The 15,905-nt window shown below is 63.7% G+C and carries 16 protein-coding genes and 1 tRNA gene; 9 read left to right on the forward strand and 8 right to left on the reverse strand.

Going from position 1 to position 15,905, the window contains the following annotated elements:
* The first annotated feature begins 249 nt into the window (after nt 1–249).
* Complete coding sequence (locus tag HY30_RS03520) at nt 250–615, forward strand: GIY-YIG nuclease family protein (RefSeq protein ID WP_241765633.1); 366 nt, start codon at nt 250–252, stop codon at nt 613–615.
* Between the two features lie 155 nt (nt 616–770).
* Nucleotides 771–989 (forward strand): hypervirulence associated TUDOR domain-containing protein, encoded by a 219-nt coding sequence (locus HY30_RS03525; RefSeq protein ID WP_034737206.1) that lies wholly within the window; start codon nt 771–773, stop codon nt 987–989.
* A 127-nt stretch (nt 990–1,116) separates the two neighbouring features.
* Here HY30_RS03525 and HY30_RS03530 read toward each other — a convergent pair whose 3' ends face one another.
* Entirely contained in the window at nt 1,117–1,833 is a 717-nt protein-coding gene (locus HY30_RS03530) for a VOC family protein (RefSeq protein ID WP_034737207.1), read from the reverse strand.
* Between the two features lie 211 nt (nt 1,834–2,044).
* Between HY30_RS03530 and HY30_RS03535 the strand changes: the two genes are divergently transcribed.
* Nucleotides 2,045–2,983, forward strand: coding sequence for a cation diffusion facilitator family transporter (locus tag HY30_RS03535; RefSeq protein WP_034737371.1), 939 nt, complete (start codon nt 2,045–2,047; stop codon nt 2,981–2,983).
* Nucleotides 2,984–3,085: 102 nt separating this feature from the next.
* Nucleotides 3,086–4,066, forward strand: a complete 981-nt coding sequence (gene trxB, locus HY30_RS03540) for a thioredoxin-disulfide reductase (RefSeq protein ID WP_034737209.1) — start codon at nt 3,086–3,088, stop codon at nt 4,064–4,066.
* A gap of 3 nt (nt 4,067–4,069) precedes the next feature.
* Here the strand turns inward: trxB and HY30_RS03545 are convergent, their stop codons facing one another.
* Nucleotides 4,070–4,837, reverse strand: a complete 768-nt coding sequence (locus HY30_RS03545) for a hypothetical protein (protein ID WP_155839236.1) — start codon at nt 4,835–4,837, stop codon at nt 4,070–4,072.
* Between the two features lie 127 nt (nt 4,838–4,964).
* Here HY30_RS03545 and HY30_RS03550 point away from each other — a divergent pair.
* Nucleotides 4,965–5,041: transfer RNA gene (locus HY30_RS03550), tRNA-Met, on the forward strand.
* A gap of 19 nt (nt 5,042–5,060) precedes the next feature.
* On the opposite strand, the gene HY30_RS03555 is transcribed toward HY30_RS03550, so the two are convergent.
* Nucleotides 5,061–6,800 (reverse strand): YfgM family protein, encoded by a 1,740-nt coding sequence (locus HY30_RS03555; protein ID WP_034737212.1) that lies wholly within the window; start codon nt 6,798–6,800, stop codon nt 5,061–5,063.
* Between the two features lie 106 nt (nt 6,801–6,906).
* Here HY30_RS03555 and HY30_RS20435 point away from each other — a divergent pair, with 106 nt between their 5' ends.
* Nucleotides 6,907–7,191 (forward strand): DUF1328 domain-containing protein, encoded by a 285-nt coding sequence (locus tag HY30_RS20435; RefSeq protein ID WP_051614759.1) that lies wholly within the window; start codon nt 6,907–6,909, stop codon nt 7,189–7,191.
* 50 nt (nt 7,192–7,241) lie between these two features.
* On the forward strand, nt 7,242–8,246 hold the full coding sequence (locus HY30_RS03565; protein ID WP_051614761.1) for an AI-2E family transporter: 1,005 nt from the start codon (nt 7,242–7,244) through the stop codon (nt 8,244–8,246).
* Nucleotides 8,247–8,279: 33 nt separating this feature from the next.
* Here HY30_RS03565 and HY30_RS03570 read toward each other — a convergent pair whose 3' ends face one another.
* The 5 genes from HY30_RS03570 to HY30_RS03590 all read right to left on the reverse strand — a co-directional run bounded on the left by HY30_RS03570 (nt 8,280) and on the right by HY30_RS03590 (nt 14,486).
* On the reverse strand, nt 8,280–9,905 hold the full coding sequence (locus tag HY30_RS03570) for an ATP-binding protein (RefSeq protein WP_034737214.1): 1,626 nt from the start codon (nt 9,903–9,905) through the stop codon (nt 8,280–8,282).
* Nucleotides 9,906–10,080: 175 nt separating this feature from the next.
* Nucleotides 10,081–10,683: an ATP-dependent Clp protease proteolytic subunit gene (locus HY30_RS03575; protein WP_034737379.1), complete on the reverse strand. Its 603-nt coding sequence runs from the start codon at nt 10,681–10,683 to the stop codon at nt 10,081–10,083.
* A gap of 123 nt (nt 10,684–10,806) precedes the next feature.
* Nucleotides 10,807–12,645 carry a DNA helicase RecQ gene (gene recQ / locus HY30_RS03580; protein ID WP_034737216.1) on the reverse strand — a complete coding sequence of 613 codons (1,839 nt, stop codon included), beginning with the start codon at nt 12,643–12,645 and terminating at the stop codon, nt 10,807–10,809.
* A gap of 54 nt (nt 12,646–12,699) precedes the next feature.
* Nucleotides 12,700–13,458: a hypothetical protein gene (locus HY30_RS03585; protein WP_034737218.1), complete on the reverse strand. Its 759-nt coding sequence runs from the start codon at nt 13,456–13,458 to the stop codon at nt 12,700–12,702.
* Between the two features lie 197 nt (nt 13,459–13,655).
* Complete coding sequence (locus HY30_RS03590; RefSeq protein WP_034737220.1) at nt 13,656–14,486, reverse strand: histone deacetylase family protein; 831 nt, start codon at nt 14,484–14,486, stop codon at nt 13,656–13,658.
* 140 nt (nt 14,487–14,626) lie between these two features.
* On the opposite strand from HY30_RS03590, the gene HY30_RS03595 reads away from it, so the two are divergent.
* Both HY30_RS03595 and HY30_RS03600 read left to right on the forward strand, forming a co-directional pair.
* The gene (locus HY30_RS03595; RefSeq protein WP_034737221.1) at nt 14,627–15,322 is read left to right on the forward strand and encodes a pirin family protein; all 696 of its coding nucleotides are present in this window, start codon (nt 14,627–14,629) and stop codon (nt 15,320–15,322) included.
* Between the two features lie 83 nt (nt 15,323–15,405).
* Nucleotides 15,406–15,903 (forward strand): hypothetical protein, encoded by a 498-nt coding sequence (locus HY30_RS03600; protein ID WP_034737223.1) that lies wholly within the window; start codon nt 15,406–15,408, stop codon nt 15,901–15,903.
* Nucleotides 15,904–15,905 lie beyond the last annotated feature (2 nt).

Here is a 15,905-nt window from a genome sequence, read left to right on the forward strand (position 1 = left end):
AATTGACAATACAAGGGTGGGTTGAGCGGAGCGATACCCACCTACAGGCCTCTCCCTCACAACACACAATTCCCAATCCCGCGTCACCCCCGACCGCGTAGCGGTCTGGGGGCCCAGCTCTAAACCTCTCCCCACATCCGTGATCCCGGACTTGATCCGGGATCTCAGGCGAAGGCTTCCGGGCGCCGTCGCATGAGACCCCGGCTTTCGCCGGGGATGCGGAGAGGTTTAAAATACCGGGCTTGACCCGTGATCTCTCACCGTGATTTTCTCGACCCTTCGCATGAGGCCCCGGCGCGCGCCGGGAACACGGGGAGCGGGGGCAAGAAGGTGGCTTTCTTCACCTATATCGTGACGAACAAGCCGCGCGGCTCGCTCTATTGTGGGCAAACGGACGATATCAACCGCCGCGCCTGGGAACATCGCAACCGCGTCCTCAAGGGCTATTCCCATCAATACAATTGCACCGCGCTCGTCTGGTTCGAGACATTCGAGTCCCGTGAGAACGCCCTTGCCCGCGAACGCCAGATCAAGAACTGGAAACGCGACTGGAAGATCGAGCTGATCGAAGCCGCCAATCCCGACTGGCGCGATCTCGCCGATACACTGATCTGAACCCACTCTCCTCATCCGCCTTCCCGGGCTTGACCCGGGATCTCGTGCGAGGGCTTCCCTGCGCCGCCGCGAGAGCCCCCGGGTCGAGCCCGGGGATGCGGCGTGAGGGAAGCAAGTTCCTGATCCAATCCTTCCCCACACACGTAAGAATCCCCATGACCACACCTTACGAAACCGGCACACGCGTCGAGTGGGACTGGGGCCGCGGCACGGCGCAGGGTTTCATCACCGAGACCTTCACGCAGCCCGTCGCGCGCACCCTCAAGGGCGCCCACGTCAAACGAAACGCCAGTGATGACAACCCCGCCTATCTCATCCGCCATGACAGCGGCTCGGACGTGCTGAAAAGCCATTCCGAACTGCGCGAGGCCTGAGAGACCCCCACCTCTCCACATCCGCTTTCCCGGGCTTGCCCCGGGATCTCATGCGAAGGCTTCCGGGCGCCGCCGCGGGAGACCCCGGATCAAGTCCGGGGATGCGGATATTTTGCAAATATCTGTCTCAAGCCAGCCGCATCTCCACGCCCGCCACGCGCACGCTGCGCCCGTCCACATCCAGCCCGGCCTCGCGTGCCCGCGCCAGCACGGCCTCGCCATCCGGCAGCGACAGGTCAAACGCCACCAGCCGTTCCACGTCGCCCTGGCTGAACACGATATCCCCGTCATCCATCTTGAGTGCGTTGCCGCTGCCCTCCGCGCCGAGCGCGCTCGCCCAGCGCGCCATCAGGCGTATCGGGTCCGGGCTCGTCAGTTCCGCGCCGATCAGACGCCCCACCGTACTGCGTCGGCGCCAGTCCGGCCCGCCCCAGCGCCACTCGCCGGCCGGCTTTGGCTGGTCCACCGAGACAATCGCCCCGCCCAGGTCTGCCGGGTGCAGATGGCTCGCGGCAATGTCTTCAAGGTCAATATCCCACACCCGGCGAATGCCGAGCGTATCCACCCGCGCGCGCGTCGCGGCCAGGTCCTCCACCTCGAAGATCGCCATGTACCCGCCCGGCCCGCCGCGCGCCATGAACCGCGCCGCCGGCGCCGTCTCCACCGTCGGCACCACGACTTCCAGAAACTGGTCGCCAATCGCGAACACGCCATTCACCAGGCCAAACTCCGCCACGCCGGGGTCCGGGAATGGCGCGTCCAGCCCGAACACGGTTTTCAGCGTGTCGATCGTGTCAGTCGTCTCGCTGGCAATCACCAGCTGGCGCAGGCGCGGGAATGGCATGGGTGGGCTCCTCCTAGGCTTCATTTTTGCGGACATCAGCGCATGCACGGCACCTTCGTGCAAGGGGCCGCCCGTTCGTGCAGGCTCCGTGCACTTTCCGTGCTTTTTACGTGCAATCATTCGTGCAGGCCGGATGGGGGAAAGCTCCGCGCTTTTGCAACGCTATCACACACGAATTGACCCCGGCCCCAAAGAACGCCACCTGAAGCCCATGAGCAGTCATTCACACGACCACGATCACGACCACGCCGATCATCAGGGCCATGGCCACAGCCATGACCATTCCCATGCCGCAGACATGACCTCGGCCGACAGCCGCCGCCGTGTCGCGATCGCTGCCGTTCTGACGGGCGCCTTCATGTTCGCCGAAGTGGCGGGCGGCCTCCTCTCCGGCTCCCTCGCCCTGCTCGCCGATGCGGCCCACATGCTCACCGATTGCGGCTCGCTCGTGCTCGCCTGGGTCGGCTACAAGCTGGCCGAGCGCCCGGCCGACCCGCAGCGCTCCTTCGGCTTTGCAAGGATGAAGATCCTCGCCGCCTTCACCAACGGCATCCTGTTGATTCTATTGGCCATCTGGATCGTCTGGGAAGCCATTCACCGCCTCATGGACCCGGTCGAGGTCATGGGCGGCATGCTCATGGCCGTCGCCGTGGGCGGGCTCGTGGTCAACATAATCGCCTTCTTCGTGCTGCATGGCGGCAGCAAGGAAGACCTCAACATGCAGGGCGCGCTCTGGCATGTCGCGGGCGATATGCTGGGCTCGGTCGCGGCCATTGCGGCCGCCGGCATCATCATGGCCACGGGCTGGATGGCGGCCGACCCGATCCTCTCCGTCCTTGTGGCCGGGCTCGTCCTCGTGGCGGGCATCCGCATCGCGCGCCAGTCCGGCCATATCCTCCTCGAGGGCACGCCGGAAGGTCTCTCATCTGCAGATATCAGTGCAGATCTCATCATGAGCATCCCGGCCGTTTCCAGCGTCTCCCACGTCCACGCCTGGGCCCTGACGGAGACAAAGCGCCTGATCACGCTGGAAGTTACCGCTGAGCCCGGCGCGTGTATCGAGACCGTCCGGCGCGACGTGAAGGCCCGCCTGTCAGAAGCGTTCGACCTCAGCCACGCCACCGTGGAAGTGGTTTCCGAGCCGCTTTAGCCCTGCTGAACGCGCACATGAGACACCCCGCCCCTTTTACTTTGGGCCGCGAGTCGCCATACCAGTCCTGAACAGTTTCCACGCCCCTTCAGGGAGGCCCCGATGGCCGATACAGACACGAATACCCGCCACGCCGAAATCCTTATCATCGGCTCCGGCCCCGCTGGCTGGACCGCTGCCGTCTACGGCGCCCGCGCCCTGCGCGATGTCCTCGTCGTCACCGGCATCCAGCCGGGCGGCCAGCTCACCATCACGACAGAGGTCGAGAACTGGCCCGGCGAGACCCAGATCATGGGCCCTGCCCTGATGGAAAAAATGCACGAACACGCCGTCGCCATGGGCGCCAAGGTCGCCGACGACCATATCTCCAGCGTCGATTTCGATTCGCGCCCCTTCCGCGCAATTGGCGAAAGCGGCACGGTCTATACCGCCGATTCCGTCATCATCTCGACCGGTGCCCAGGCCAAATGGCTGGACCTTCCCTCCGAGCAGAAATTCAAGGGCTTCGGCGTCTCCGCCTGCGCCACATGCGACGGCTTCTTCTATCGCGGCCGTGAAGTCCTCGTCGTTGGCGGCGGCAACACAGCTGTTGAAGAGGCCCTGTTCCTCACGAACTTCGCTTCCAAGGTCACCGTCATCCACCGCCGCGACCATTTCCGCGCCGAGAAAATCCTGCAGGACCGCCTGTTAAAGAACCCCAAGGTCGACGTGCGCTGGAACACGACGCTCGAAGACGTTCTGGGTGACACCGATCCGCTCGGCGTCACGGCGGCGCGGCTGAAAAATGTCGAGACCGGCGAGATCGAAGACCTGCCGGTCCACGGCATCTTCATCGCCATCGGCCACGCCCCGTCCACAGAGCTCTTCACCGGCAAGCTGGCCATGAAGCCGAACGGCTATCTCATCACCGCGCCCGATTCGACCGCGACCGACATTCCCGGCGTCTTCGCAGCGGGCGACGTCACCGACGAGAAATACCGTCAGGCCGTCACCGCCGCCGGCATGGGCTGCATGGCCGCGCTCGAAGCCGAACATTTCCTCTCCGAACAGGAAGCGCATGCAGAGGCCGTCGCGGCCGAATAGGCCCTACAGCATCCCCTCTGCCAGGGCCTCGATATCCCGGTTTTTCTGCGTCGCCATGGCCTGTGCCAGTATGCGGGCCCTGTCCTGCATGACGCGCTCAAGCTGATCGTCCACGGGCGCGGCCAAAGCCGCGTCCAGCGCCGCGGAAATCTCGTCGCGATACTTGCGGGCATTGAGCGTCGCCAGTGCCCTTGCGAACTGCCAGTTCAGGGCGGCGTCGCCCGGGGAGGCCGCCGCCGCAGCCTCGTAATGGGCCTCGGCCGCATCCAGGCTCGCGCCCATGATCATCGCGCCCAGCATGCCGCCGCGTCGCATCACTTCCAGGTTCCAGACGGCCAGAAAACCATGCGCATAAGCATTCTGCGGGTCGTCCCGCAGCACGCTCTCGGCCAGCTGGCGCGCCTCTTCGCCATAACCGGAATCGCGCGCTTCCCTGAGGCTCATCGGACGGGCCATCAGCGACAGGGCAATCGCCTTCTGCAGGCGCCCCTCGATATGGCCGGGATCAGCCGCCAGGGCGGCATTGGCCTCGTCCAGCGCGCCCTGCAGCAGGCCGGGCGCCGGCTGGGCCTCGCCGCTGATCGCCTTGGCCAGCAGGCTGCGCGCGCTGAAAGCACAGGCATCTGCCCCGCGATCTGCAGCGACATCAGCGATTGCCGCATCATAATGGCCAGCCGTATAGGCCTCCATAGCCGACGGACTCTGGCCCCAGGCAGCCTGGAAAACCACAAAAATCAGGAATGACATCACCGACAGCATGACGCGTATCATATCGCCAATCTAGGGCGGTCGGAGAGGTTCGGCCAGCGTATTGTAAAATGCCGCGCAAAAGCAGCAGGAGACACGCTTGCGAGGCGGCTCACACCCGTGTAAGAGGCGCCCTCGCATCCAGCGAAACGGTTCGGTAGCTCAGCTGGTTAGAGCGCGCGACTCATAATCGCGAGGTCGGGAGTTCAAGTCTCCCCCGAACCACCACTTTTCCTTCCGCAATGGATCAATTCGCCTGCAGGGCGATGTCGGCATACTGGATGTCGTGTCGGTCGTCGCCCACGGTCACGGGCACGACCAGTTGGCTGATGCGCGGCATGGGTTTGCGAAAGGCGACTTCGAAACTGGTCGTTACGCCAGCGGGAATGCGGGCCTCCCTCTCACCGTTCATTTCCACCAGACTTGATGATGACTTTATCTCCTCCCCGGCTTCATCGGTCGCCCGGGCCCCGTCCACCCTGAACCGGACCGTCTCGTCGGTGGGATTGCGCACATCGAAAACGCATTTCGGATTGTCCGGGTTTGCGCAGCCCAGGAAAACGAATTCCATGTCCCCCAGCTCGAAAATGCCGTCCGGCACATAGGCCGCGTCGCGCCTCAGCGCCTTGATGGCCGGCGGCTCCGCATCACTCAGGTTCAGGTTTGTGAATGCCCTGGGATAGGACTCGTATTCGATATTGAGATCGGGCCAGAAGGACTGAAAGAATTCGGCCGGCGTGCGGAACGTCACGTCCCAGCTGGTAACGATTCCCGGCGGCAGCTTGCCGTCCGACTTGCCCGTCAGGCTGAGGACTGATTGGGCCGCTTTCCGCTGCCGGCTCTGGCTGTTGACGGCCAGGCCGCCATAGGTGGAAATCATCCGGTCGCTGGTGCCGGTGTTCGTCAGGTCGAACCGGCAGATCGGCGCGTCGGGATTGGAACAGCCGAGGAAATGCACCGCCACATTGTCCACCTCATAAGCATATTCCGGGTGATCCGCAGGGACAGGGCGCATGGCCCGCACATCCACCTGCCGTCCGCCGCGAATGGCAATGTCCCGGAATTCCTTGTTGAATTCGACATTGTTCACATGCAGTTCGAAACGGACCAGCTGGAAGGTGTTGGCGGGGCGATTATAGGTCACCTCGATCTGCGAGGCCTCCAGCGAAGGGATGTTCCACGTATAGTGTGATGAGGCGACGATATTACGTCCCTTGTCGTCCAGCCACCGGCCCTGCTCATTGATGGCCGAGGATGACCCGATCCAGAAATTCACGGTGTCGGGCGTCGTGTTCATGACTGACAGGACGCATTTTGGCGCATCGGGGTTTTCACATCCCTGAAATTCGAATTGCAGGCCGGAGAGTTCGAACTTCGCCCGGGGGATGGCCTTTACCGCATTCTTCTCGGCCGTTTCGGCCTTCAGTTTCTTCACCCGCGTTTGCAGGACCGGATTGTCCGGGTCGAGTTCCAGCGCCTTCTGATAGGCGGACAGCGCCTTGGCCGGGTCGGAGGGCACGAGAATATCGCCGGCATTGCGCAGCAGGTCGGCGCGGCCCTGCGCCGGGATCGCTTCGCTCGCGCCGGAGGTTTCGGCCGTCGTGACCAGCTTTTCGGCGGCCGCTTCGGCCTGCCCCGAAACCGCCAGGAACCGCGCATCGGTCAGCGTGGGGTCTTCGGAGGCCAGCAGGGATGTCAGCGCGGCCTCGTAATTGTCCTGTTGATCGGCAGACACATTCTCACCGCGCGCATCCGCGCCAGCCATGGCGGACGTGATGGAGGCCTGAACGATCATCGCGATCCGTTCCTCGCTGAGCTGGAGCTGTTCCTTCACATCGGCGCGGGTCGCGGCGTTCTGGTCCGGAAAGAGGCGGCCCCGGACTTCGTCATTGACGAAGACATAGATGCCAAGAACCGCTGAAAGGACGCCGACGGTCCATGCAAAGCGCGACCAGAAATGTCCCCTGGATTGATTGTCGTCGGCCATGCTGCCCTCCCCTGAATCTCCAAGGAGAAAAAGCTAACCAACGTGCCTCGCAAGGCCAGAATTTTCTGGATTTGCGCGGGTCTGCCTGAGGGAGTGTGATGCATTTATGCAACATATCCTGCAGTGGCCCTTTCGCGGGCAGGCTGTCCTCTCAGGGAACCATTGCCTTCACGTTCCGTTGGTTTTTTTGACACAGCTCACACAACAGGACATTCCCATGATTAAATTAGCGCTCCTATTTCTGGTGATCGCAATAGTGGCCGGTATTCTTGGGTTCAGCGGCCTCGCCGGCGCGGCCGCAAATATCGCCATGTTTCTGTTCGGCTTGGCATTGATCATCTTTATCGTACTGCTGGTTCTAGGGCTGACCGTATACAAGAAAATCACGTGAGCGGCGGCAGAGACCCGTCCACTTTATGGGGCTTCACGGCACGACTGTTATTGACGATTCTTCTGGTCGCCCTCGCGCTGTTCCTGTGGGTGGTGAAGGATGCCGTCCTTCTTGGATTTGCAGCGGTGCTGCTGGCCATTGCAGTGCACGGAGTCGCGGATGCCTTGATGAAGGTGGCGCCGCTCCCCCGTAGTGCTGCCTTGGGCCTCGGCGCGCTCCTGCTAATTGCCATCATCACAGGTATTCTCTGGCTTTTCGGCGCGCAGCTCAGCGCCGAGCTATCCGGCGTTTTTGATCGTCTTCCTTCGGCGTGGGAGCAGGCCAAGGAAACGCTGCAAGGCAACCCTGTTGGCGCTGCCATCGTCTCCGAAATTCAGCATCTTACATCAGGCGACAGCGGCGGCTCCGCGATTGACATGGTCTCCAGCGCAGGCGGCTTTGCCTTGCCCGCAGCGTCAGCCATGACAACGGCGCTCCTCGTTTTCTTTACTGCGGCATTTCTGACGAGCTCCGCGTCTGTTTATCGCCGGGGTGCGCTTCTCCTCATCCCCAAGGGTCCCGATGAAAAGGTGGCGGCAGCCCTCGACCATTCAGCGCTCGCGCTGAAAAAGTGGTTGCTGGGCATAACGGTGGACATGATGATCATCACCGTTCTTCTTGCCGTCGCACTATGGGCATTGGGTGTCCCGGCATTCATCGGGCTTGCATTGCTGGCGGGCTTTTCGCAATTCGTACCGACGGTCGGTCCGCTGATAGCGGCCATTCCCGGTATATTGCTGGCTTTCACCCTTGGTCCCATGACCGCCTTGTATACAGCAGCGGCCTATCTCGTCATTTCACAGCTTGAGGCCAATCTGATCTATCCAATCATCCAGAAACAGGCAGCGTCCATTCCCCCCGCCCTGAATCTCGTGGCCATACTTGCCTTTGGGATGCTCTTCGGGCCTCTCGGTGTGCTCCTCGCAACGCCCATCCTGATTGTCGTCACCGTGTGGATAACGAAGCTTTACGTGCAGGACACGCTTGGCAAGGATGCTGCGATTCCCGGCGATTAGCGGCAGGACAGCCCGGCGGGATGGGGGTCGTGATCACGCCCGTTTTGCGCTGAGTTCCCAGCCGGTGTCTTCATCCGCCATCAGCACGTCAGCGAGCGTTGCCACCAGCGCGCGCGGGCGGATGGGCTTCTCGATGAGCGCCGTAAAGCCGGCCGCCTCGCAGGCGGCGCGGCGCTCGGCGCTGAGGTCGGCAGTCACCGCCAGGATCGGGGTCAGCTGGTTCGGCCCGTCCGAGCGGCGCAGCGCCCGGACAACCATTTCACCATTGGCGCCCGGCATGTGAATGTCGGTGAGGATCGCCTGATATCGCCCGGCCATGGCATTGGCGATCGCGGCTTCGCCATTCGCGACCGTGTCGACCTTCCAGCCCGCCGCAGTCAGGGCCCGCGACATGACCATCATGCTGACTTCATGGTCTTCGGCGATCAGGATATGGCCCAGCGTCAGGCTGCGCCTGCGCGGCTTGGGCGGCGTCTGTGCGGCGAGGCGCGGCCCGGCCCGCAGCACAGGCAGCGTGACCGTGAAGACCGAGCCACCGCCCGGATTGTCCGCCAGGGCGATCTTGCCCCCGAGGCGCGCCGTCAGCCCCTTGGCGATGGAGAGGCCGAGGCCCGAGCCGCCATGCGTCTGCGCCGTCGTGGCGCTCGCCTGCTCGAATGCCTCGAACATGCGAGCCTTGTCGCTGTCAGAAATGCCACAGCCCGTGTCGGAAACCGTCATGCGCAGCGACAGCTTGCCCGCCGTGTCGTCCGTTGCGAGCACGACGCTGACATGGCCCTGCTCGGTAAATTTCAGTGCATTGCTCATCAGGTTGAACAGGATCTGACGGATGCGCATGGCATCGGCCTCAATCCGCATCACGCTGCCGGACTCCACCTGGATGCGCAAGTCCAGCCGCTTGCCGGCAATGCGCGACTGCCAGAGGTCGCGCGCCTCGGCGGCAAATTCATGCAGGTCGAACGGCAATGGGTTGATGGGGAGCTTGCCGGCCTCAAGGCGCGACAGGTCCAGCAGGTCGCCCAGCAGGCGGTCGAGATGATTGCCGCTCTCGCTGATCGTGCGCGCGAGCCGACGCGGTTCGGCGCCGGAGACGCTGTCCTGCAATATGTCGGCAACGCCAAGGATGCCGGTCAGCGGCGTGCGGATTTCGTGGCTGAGAACGGCGAGGAAGTGTGACTTGTCGCGCGCGACGTCCTGCGCGCTGGTGCGGGCCTGGGCGAGGCGCTTGCTGGCTGACTGCATGGCACGCGCCCGCTGGGCATTTTCCTGCGCCACGGCCGAGAGGATGGCGCCGGGACTGACCAGGCCGCTATAGCGCCCGTCCCGTATTACGATCACGCCGTCGGTCAGGGCAGACGTATTCCCGTCAGCGGCCAGCTTTGCGATCAGGGCAACGGATGTGCCCGTTTCGACCATCACCGGATGCGGCGTCATGAAATTGGTGATGCAGCGCGCGGCGTAGATATCCCGCCCGCCGGGCCCGGCCATGATTTCGGTGAGCCGCCCGCGCGTGACATGGCCAAGCGCGGCGCCATTGACCACGATCGGCAGGGCAAAAAGGGCAGAATCGGAGAGGAAGAGACCGAGCGCCGCAGAGGCGGAGGTTTCGGCATCGATGGGACGGATGGCGACCGCAATATCCTCTATACGCACCGGCATTGCTTAAGACGCATCCCTTACCCGTTAAGGATGTGACCTTCCGTCAAAATCGTTTACGCGCCGCAAACGTATCCCTAACGGAAAGTAAACCCGGCGCCGGATGCATGAACGCCCGGACGCGAGGGCCCGGGCGTTTTTAAGGTCTGCGGAAGGGGCGTTGCGGCCCGTTCGCTGCCTATTTGATCTCGCCGCGATGGGTGACGATCTTGTTCACGAGGCCGTATTCCACGGCTTCCTCGGCGCTCATCCAGAAGTCACGGTCGGTGTCCTTCTTGATCTGGTCGAGGCTCTTGCCTGTGGCATCGGCGAAGATCTGGTTCAGGCGTTCGCGCATCTTGATGATCTCGCGGGCCTGGATTTCCACGTCCGTGGCCTGGCCGCCAACGCCGCCGCGGGGTTCATGAAGCAGGAAGCGGGTGTTCTTCAGGGCGAAACGGTTCTCTTTCTTGGCCGCCGAATAGATCAGCGCGCCAGCCGAAGCGACCCAGCCCGTGCCGAGGATTTTCACAGGTGCCCCGACAAACTTGATCATGTCATGGATCATGTCGCCGCTCTCGACGTGGCCGCCGGGCGAGGAAATCACGAGCAGGATCGGGTCGGTGCTCTCCGAGGACAGGGCCAGCAGGCGTTCGCACACGCGCTTGGCCTGTTTGAAGTCGATCCCGCCGGTCAGCAGGATGGTGCGGGCCTTGAAGAGGGCTTCTTCAAGGAACGCATTCGGCTCGCCCATTGGCGGGCTTTCGGCTTCTTCGTCGTCAAGGCGTGAATAAGGGGACATGTCATCTCCGGCAGAGGGATATTCGATTGGCACCATAGGTGAGGCGCCACGGCGCCCGGGTCAAGGCTGGAGAGGTTAAACCCGTGGAAAACGCTGTTTTTGCTGGATTGTGGGATTCAGCGCTTACGCCGCTTCCGCGATAATCCGGGCCACGTCTTCAGCGTAGCGCTGGGCCTTTTTCTCGCCGACGCCGCTGATCTGGCGCAGGGCATCGGGCGATCCGGGGCGTTCGCGGGCGATTTCGGCGAGGGTGCGGTCGTGGAAGATGACGTAAGGCGGCACGCCGCGCGCCTTGGCCGTATCGGTCCGCCAGGTTCGCAGGGCATCGAACAGGTCCTGGTCGCGGCCTGACAGGTCAGCGACGGCGGCCGCAGAGGCCACTGAGCGGCCCTTCGCGGGTTTCTTGCGGGCGGCGGCCACATCCTCGCGCAGCATCAGCGTCCGTTCGCCCCGGAACAGGGCGCGGGCCGCCTCGCCATCGGGCACGATGATGGAGGGCCGCATCAGGTCGCCGCCCTCGGCCAGCATCCCGTCAAACAGCAGCGCATCGAACACGCGGTCCCAGCCGGCCTTGGGCAGGTCCTTGCCGACGCCGAACGTGGACTGGGTGGAGAGCTGCTCGTCGAAGCCGTCTTTCGTGGTGCCCATCAGGTGCAGCACGAGCCGTCCCCGGCCCACTTTCTGACCGCATCGGATGACAGCCGAGACCGCCATCTGGGCCCAGCGGGTCGCATCATGCGCCTGCCCCGGCTCGGCCGTGCAGACATCGCAGACGCCGCAGGGCTCGACCTTTTCCTCGCCGAAATAGCGCCGCACCGCGCCGCGCCGGCATTCATCGCCATTGAAGAAAGCGAACAGTTGCCGCGTCTTGGTCAGCTGGACGCGTTTGACCTCTTCCGGCGCATCGCCCTGATGCGTCCACGAGAGGGACCGCGCCATGTCCGAGGGTCCGTAAAGCGCGATGCCTTCAGCCGGTTCACCGTCACGCCCTGCCCGGCCGACTTCCTGCCAATAGGCTTCCAGTGTCTTCGGCGGATCGGCATGGATCACAAAGCGCACATCCGGCTTGTCGACGCCCATGCCGAAGGCAACTGTGGCGCACATGACGAGGCCCTCTTCGAGCAGGAACCGGCGCTGGCGCTCGGAGCGCACTTCCGCGTCGAGACCGGCATGATAGGCGAGCGCGGGAATGCCTGCCCGTTCCAGCGCCTCGGCCACGTCTTCGGTGCCCTTGCGCGTGGCGGCGTAGACGATGCCCGAGACCCCGCCGCGCGCCTTGACCAGCTGGACAACACGCGCCGTGCGGCCGCCGCCCTTCGGCTCAGCCGAGAGGGTGAGGTTCGGGCGGTCAAAGCTCGCCACGTGGAGAGCCGGATCGGTCAGCTGCAGCTGGGCGAGAATGTCGTCGCGGGTGCGTGTGTCGGCGGTGGCGGTCACGGCGAGGCGGGGCACGCCGGGGAAGAGTTCCCGCAGGCGGCCAAGGGCGCGATAGTCCGGCCGGAAGTCATGGCCCCACTGGCTGACGCAGTGCGCTTCATCGACGGCGATAAGCGACACGTCCATGCCCGCAAGGCGCTGGGCAAGGCCGGTGCCGAGGCCTTCCGGCGACACATAGAGCAGGTCCATCTCGCCGCGCTGGGCCGCATTCAGCGCCTCGGTGCGCGCATTGAAATCCATCGAGCTGTCCAGCCGCTCGGCCCGCACGCCGACCTGTTTCAGCGCGTCGACCTGGTCCGACATCAGCGCGATCAAAGGCGACACGACAATGGCGCAGCCGGGCCGGATCAGCGCCGGGATCTGGTAGCAGAGCGACTTGCCGCCACCGGTCGGCAGCACGGCGAGGGCGTCGCGGCCCTCAAGCACATCGCTGATCACGTCTTCCTGAAGGCCGCGAAAGGCCTTGAAGCCGTAAACGCGCTGCAGGATCGCACGGGCTTCATCGAGTTGGGGGCGGGTCGGCATGGAATGTGTTGTGGCGGCTCGCGTGAGTCGGAGCAAGAGGCGGTGTGCGAACGGCTAGCTGACGAAATCGATACAGTCGTCATAAATCTCGAACGACCAGCTGCTGGCCTGCTGGCGCTGCGTTTCCTCGGCAACGAAGGCGATGATGGCCTCGCGCTCTGCGAGCGGACGGCCCGTCACGCTTTCCCACCGATCCGGTGATGGCAGGTCAATGCTGAAATGGACCCGGCCAGTACACATCTCGTGCGGGAAAGGGATACGGATATCGCCGTCGACATAGGTGATGGTTCCGGCGCGGGCATTGCCGTCGAACTCAAGATGCCGACCAAACTGCGAAACCATTCGCCCCAGCACGCGCGCACGCAGCGCAAGGTCCTCGTCCGGAAGGATATTTCCAAAGCCGTCGCGGTATACGATGGGTCCAGTCGAGGGCTCGGGCTCTGGCATGGGTTCAGGCGGAGGTGCGATGCCTGCTTCCAGCTTCTCGAGCGGCAGGACATGGCACCAGCCATCGGAATGGTGGATCTCGATACGGTAAGGGCCGGGCGGCCACGGGAAGGTATCAATCAGAATCTGGACCCGGCCATTCAGGCGCGCCGTGACGTCTGCCTCGTCGACGACACCCCCGCCGGGGCCAAGAATGCAGAACCTGCTATAACCCGCATAGCCGTCCTGCGGCAGCCATAACGTGACCTGCTGACTGCCGGGATAGCGCACGAACCGGGATGCAAGATCACCGACACCCGCCACCGCTTCGGACAGCGTCGTATTGCCCAACACGATCGCGCCTTCAAACCCTTCGCCACCTGTCATGGATGTCCCGCCTGATCGTCGCGGCGATCTAGGACCGGATGCCGCAGGTTGCCAAGGGCCATTCCCTCACCTCCCATCGCTGCGCGATGGGCCCCTCCTCTCCCAGAGGGAGAGGGGTTAAGTGGCTCTTCCGGTCAAACTCCTCTCCCTCTGGGAGAGGAGGGACCCGCGCCCGTTAGGGCGTGGGAGGTGAGGGCCTAGGCCAGCGCCGCCACCAAGCCGCAATGCCGCCGGGCGACAGCGCTGGCATCGAAGCTGTAGCCGCCGCCGAGGACGGCGCAGAGCGGCACGTCCGCTGAGGCGCAGGCCTCGGCCACAAAGCGGTCGCGGGCGGCGAGGCCTTCATCGCTCAGGCTGAGCAGGCCGAGGCGGTCGTCGGCATGGGGATCGACCCCCGCATTGTAGAAGACCAGGTCAGCCCCACTGGCGAGGGCTTCCGCGACGAGCCTCTCCAGCGCTGCGAGATAGGCCGCGTCGCCCGTGCCTTTCGGCAGGCCGATATCAAGATCAGAGGGCGGCTTCTCGCGCGGCCAGTTCTGTTCGCAATGGAGCGAAGAGGTGAAAGCGCGCGGCTCTGATGCGAGGATCAAAGCCGTGCCGTCTCCATGGTGCACGTCGCAATCAATCACGGCCACGCGGCGCACAGCGCCTTCTTCAAGGAGCAGCCTGGCCCCCACAGCGACATCATTGAATACGCAGAAACCCGCCGCGCCGTGGTCCAGCGCGAGGCGGGCCGCGAGGCAGGTGCCGCCGACAGCCGCGCGCGACCGCCGGGCAATCGCGGGCGTGATCTCGAATCCGATCCTGCGGGCGGCTTTGGCGTCCAGCGTCTGGCTGAGGATGGCGCCGACATAGGCCGGGTCATGCGCCAGGTGCAGCCAGGCCTCCGGCGCCAGCAGCGGCTCGATGAAGTCATGGCCCGCCGCGCGGAGCATATCCGCCACCAGCGCGTATTTGCGCATGGGGAAGCGATGGTCGTCCGGCACGGTGCGGGCGTCATAGTCAGGATGATGAACGAGCGGGAGCATGGGCATTGAGGTAGCGGATTTCGCAGCGGCGTCCAGCCATGCAGGAATCGCATAAATGTGATCCAGCCCCCGCCCTACACGAGATTTCCAGCCATGCCATATAGGTCTCAACACCAACACATAGCTCATGGAGCACACCGATGATTGACATTCGACGCTTTGAAAACCTGGGCCGCTTCAAGAATGAGTGGCTCAATGCCAACTACCACTTCTCCTTCTCGGGCTATCACGACCCGCGCCGCATGGGCGAAGGCGCCCTGCGCGTCTGGAACGATGACACGATCGAGCCGCATACCGGCTTCCCGCCGCATGGCCACCAGTCCATGGAGATCATCACCTATGTCCGCAAAGGCGCGATCACCCACAAGGACTCGATGGGCAATCATGGCCGCACAGAGGCCGGTGACGTTCAGGTGATGAGCGCGGGCAGCGGTATCCAGCATGCGGAATGGAACGAGGAAGACGAAAAGACGACCCTGTTCCAGATCTGGATCCAGCCACGCTCGGCCGGCGGCAAACCCAGCTGGGGCGCCCGCAAGTTTCCGAAAGGCGAACGGTCCGGCAGCTGGGCCCTTCTGGCCTCCGGTGACGGCGACAAGGACAGCCTTGTCATCAACCAGGACGCCAAGGTGCTCGGCGCAACCCTCAAGGCCGGCGAAAAGCTGACCTATGAAGTGACCGCAGGCCGCCACGGCTATCTCGTCCTCGCTGACGGATCGGTCACGCTGAACGGCGAAACGCTGAAAGCCCGCGACGGCGTTGCCGTGACCGGGGCCGAGACGCTGACGCTGGAAGGCGTTGAGGATGCCGAGATCGTCTTTGTTGATACGATCTAACGGTAAGCTCACAGCCCCGTGACTTCAGGAACAGGCGGCAGCATGCTACGTTGATCATGAGGACAATTCAGGAGAATGATCCCATGAAATACCTACTTGCTGCTGCCTCTTTCGCCCTCTTCGCCACGCCTGCTGCGCTGGCGACCGAAATCGATGTGGGCTATTCGCCGGACTTTCAGGAAAAGCTCCAGGATGATTATGGCGCACGCGAAGGCACCTATCTTGCCGACTCGATCAGGGAAGACCTCATGCGCGAATTCAAGGCCGCCGGCCTGAATGTCGAGCGCGTCAGCGTCACCATCGAGAAAGCCACACCGAACAAGCCCACGTTCAAACAGCTCGGCGACAAGCCCGGCCTCGATTACGGCGCGTCCCGCAGCATTGGCGGCATGAAACTGTCCGCCACGGCGTTCGATGCGAGCGGCTCGGAAATGGGCACGATGACCTATGACTGGTTCGAGACGGACATCCGCTATTCCGGTATCGCCACATGGCAGGACGCCAAGCGCGCCTCTGACCGGTTTGCCCGCAAGTTTGCGAAACAGCTGGCCGGCGCGCCCGCTGACGACGTGGAATCCTGATC

Origin of the sequence: Hyphomonas chukchiensis, assembly GCF_000682695.1 — a bacterium.
GTDB classification, from domain to species: Bacteria; Pseudomonadota; Alphaproteobacteria; order Caulobacterales; family Hyphomonadaceae; genus Hyphomonas; species Hyphomonas chukchiensis.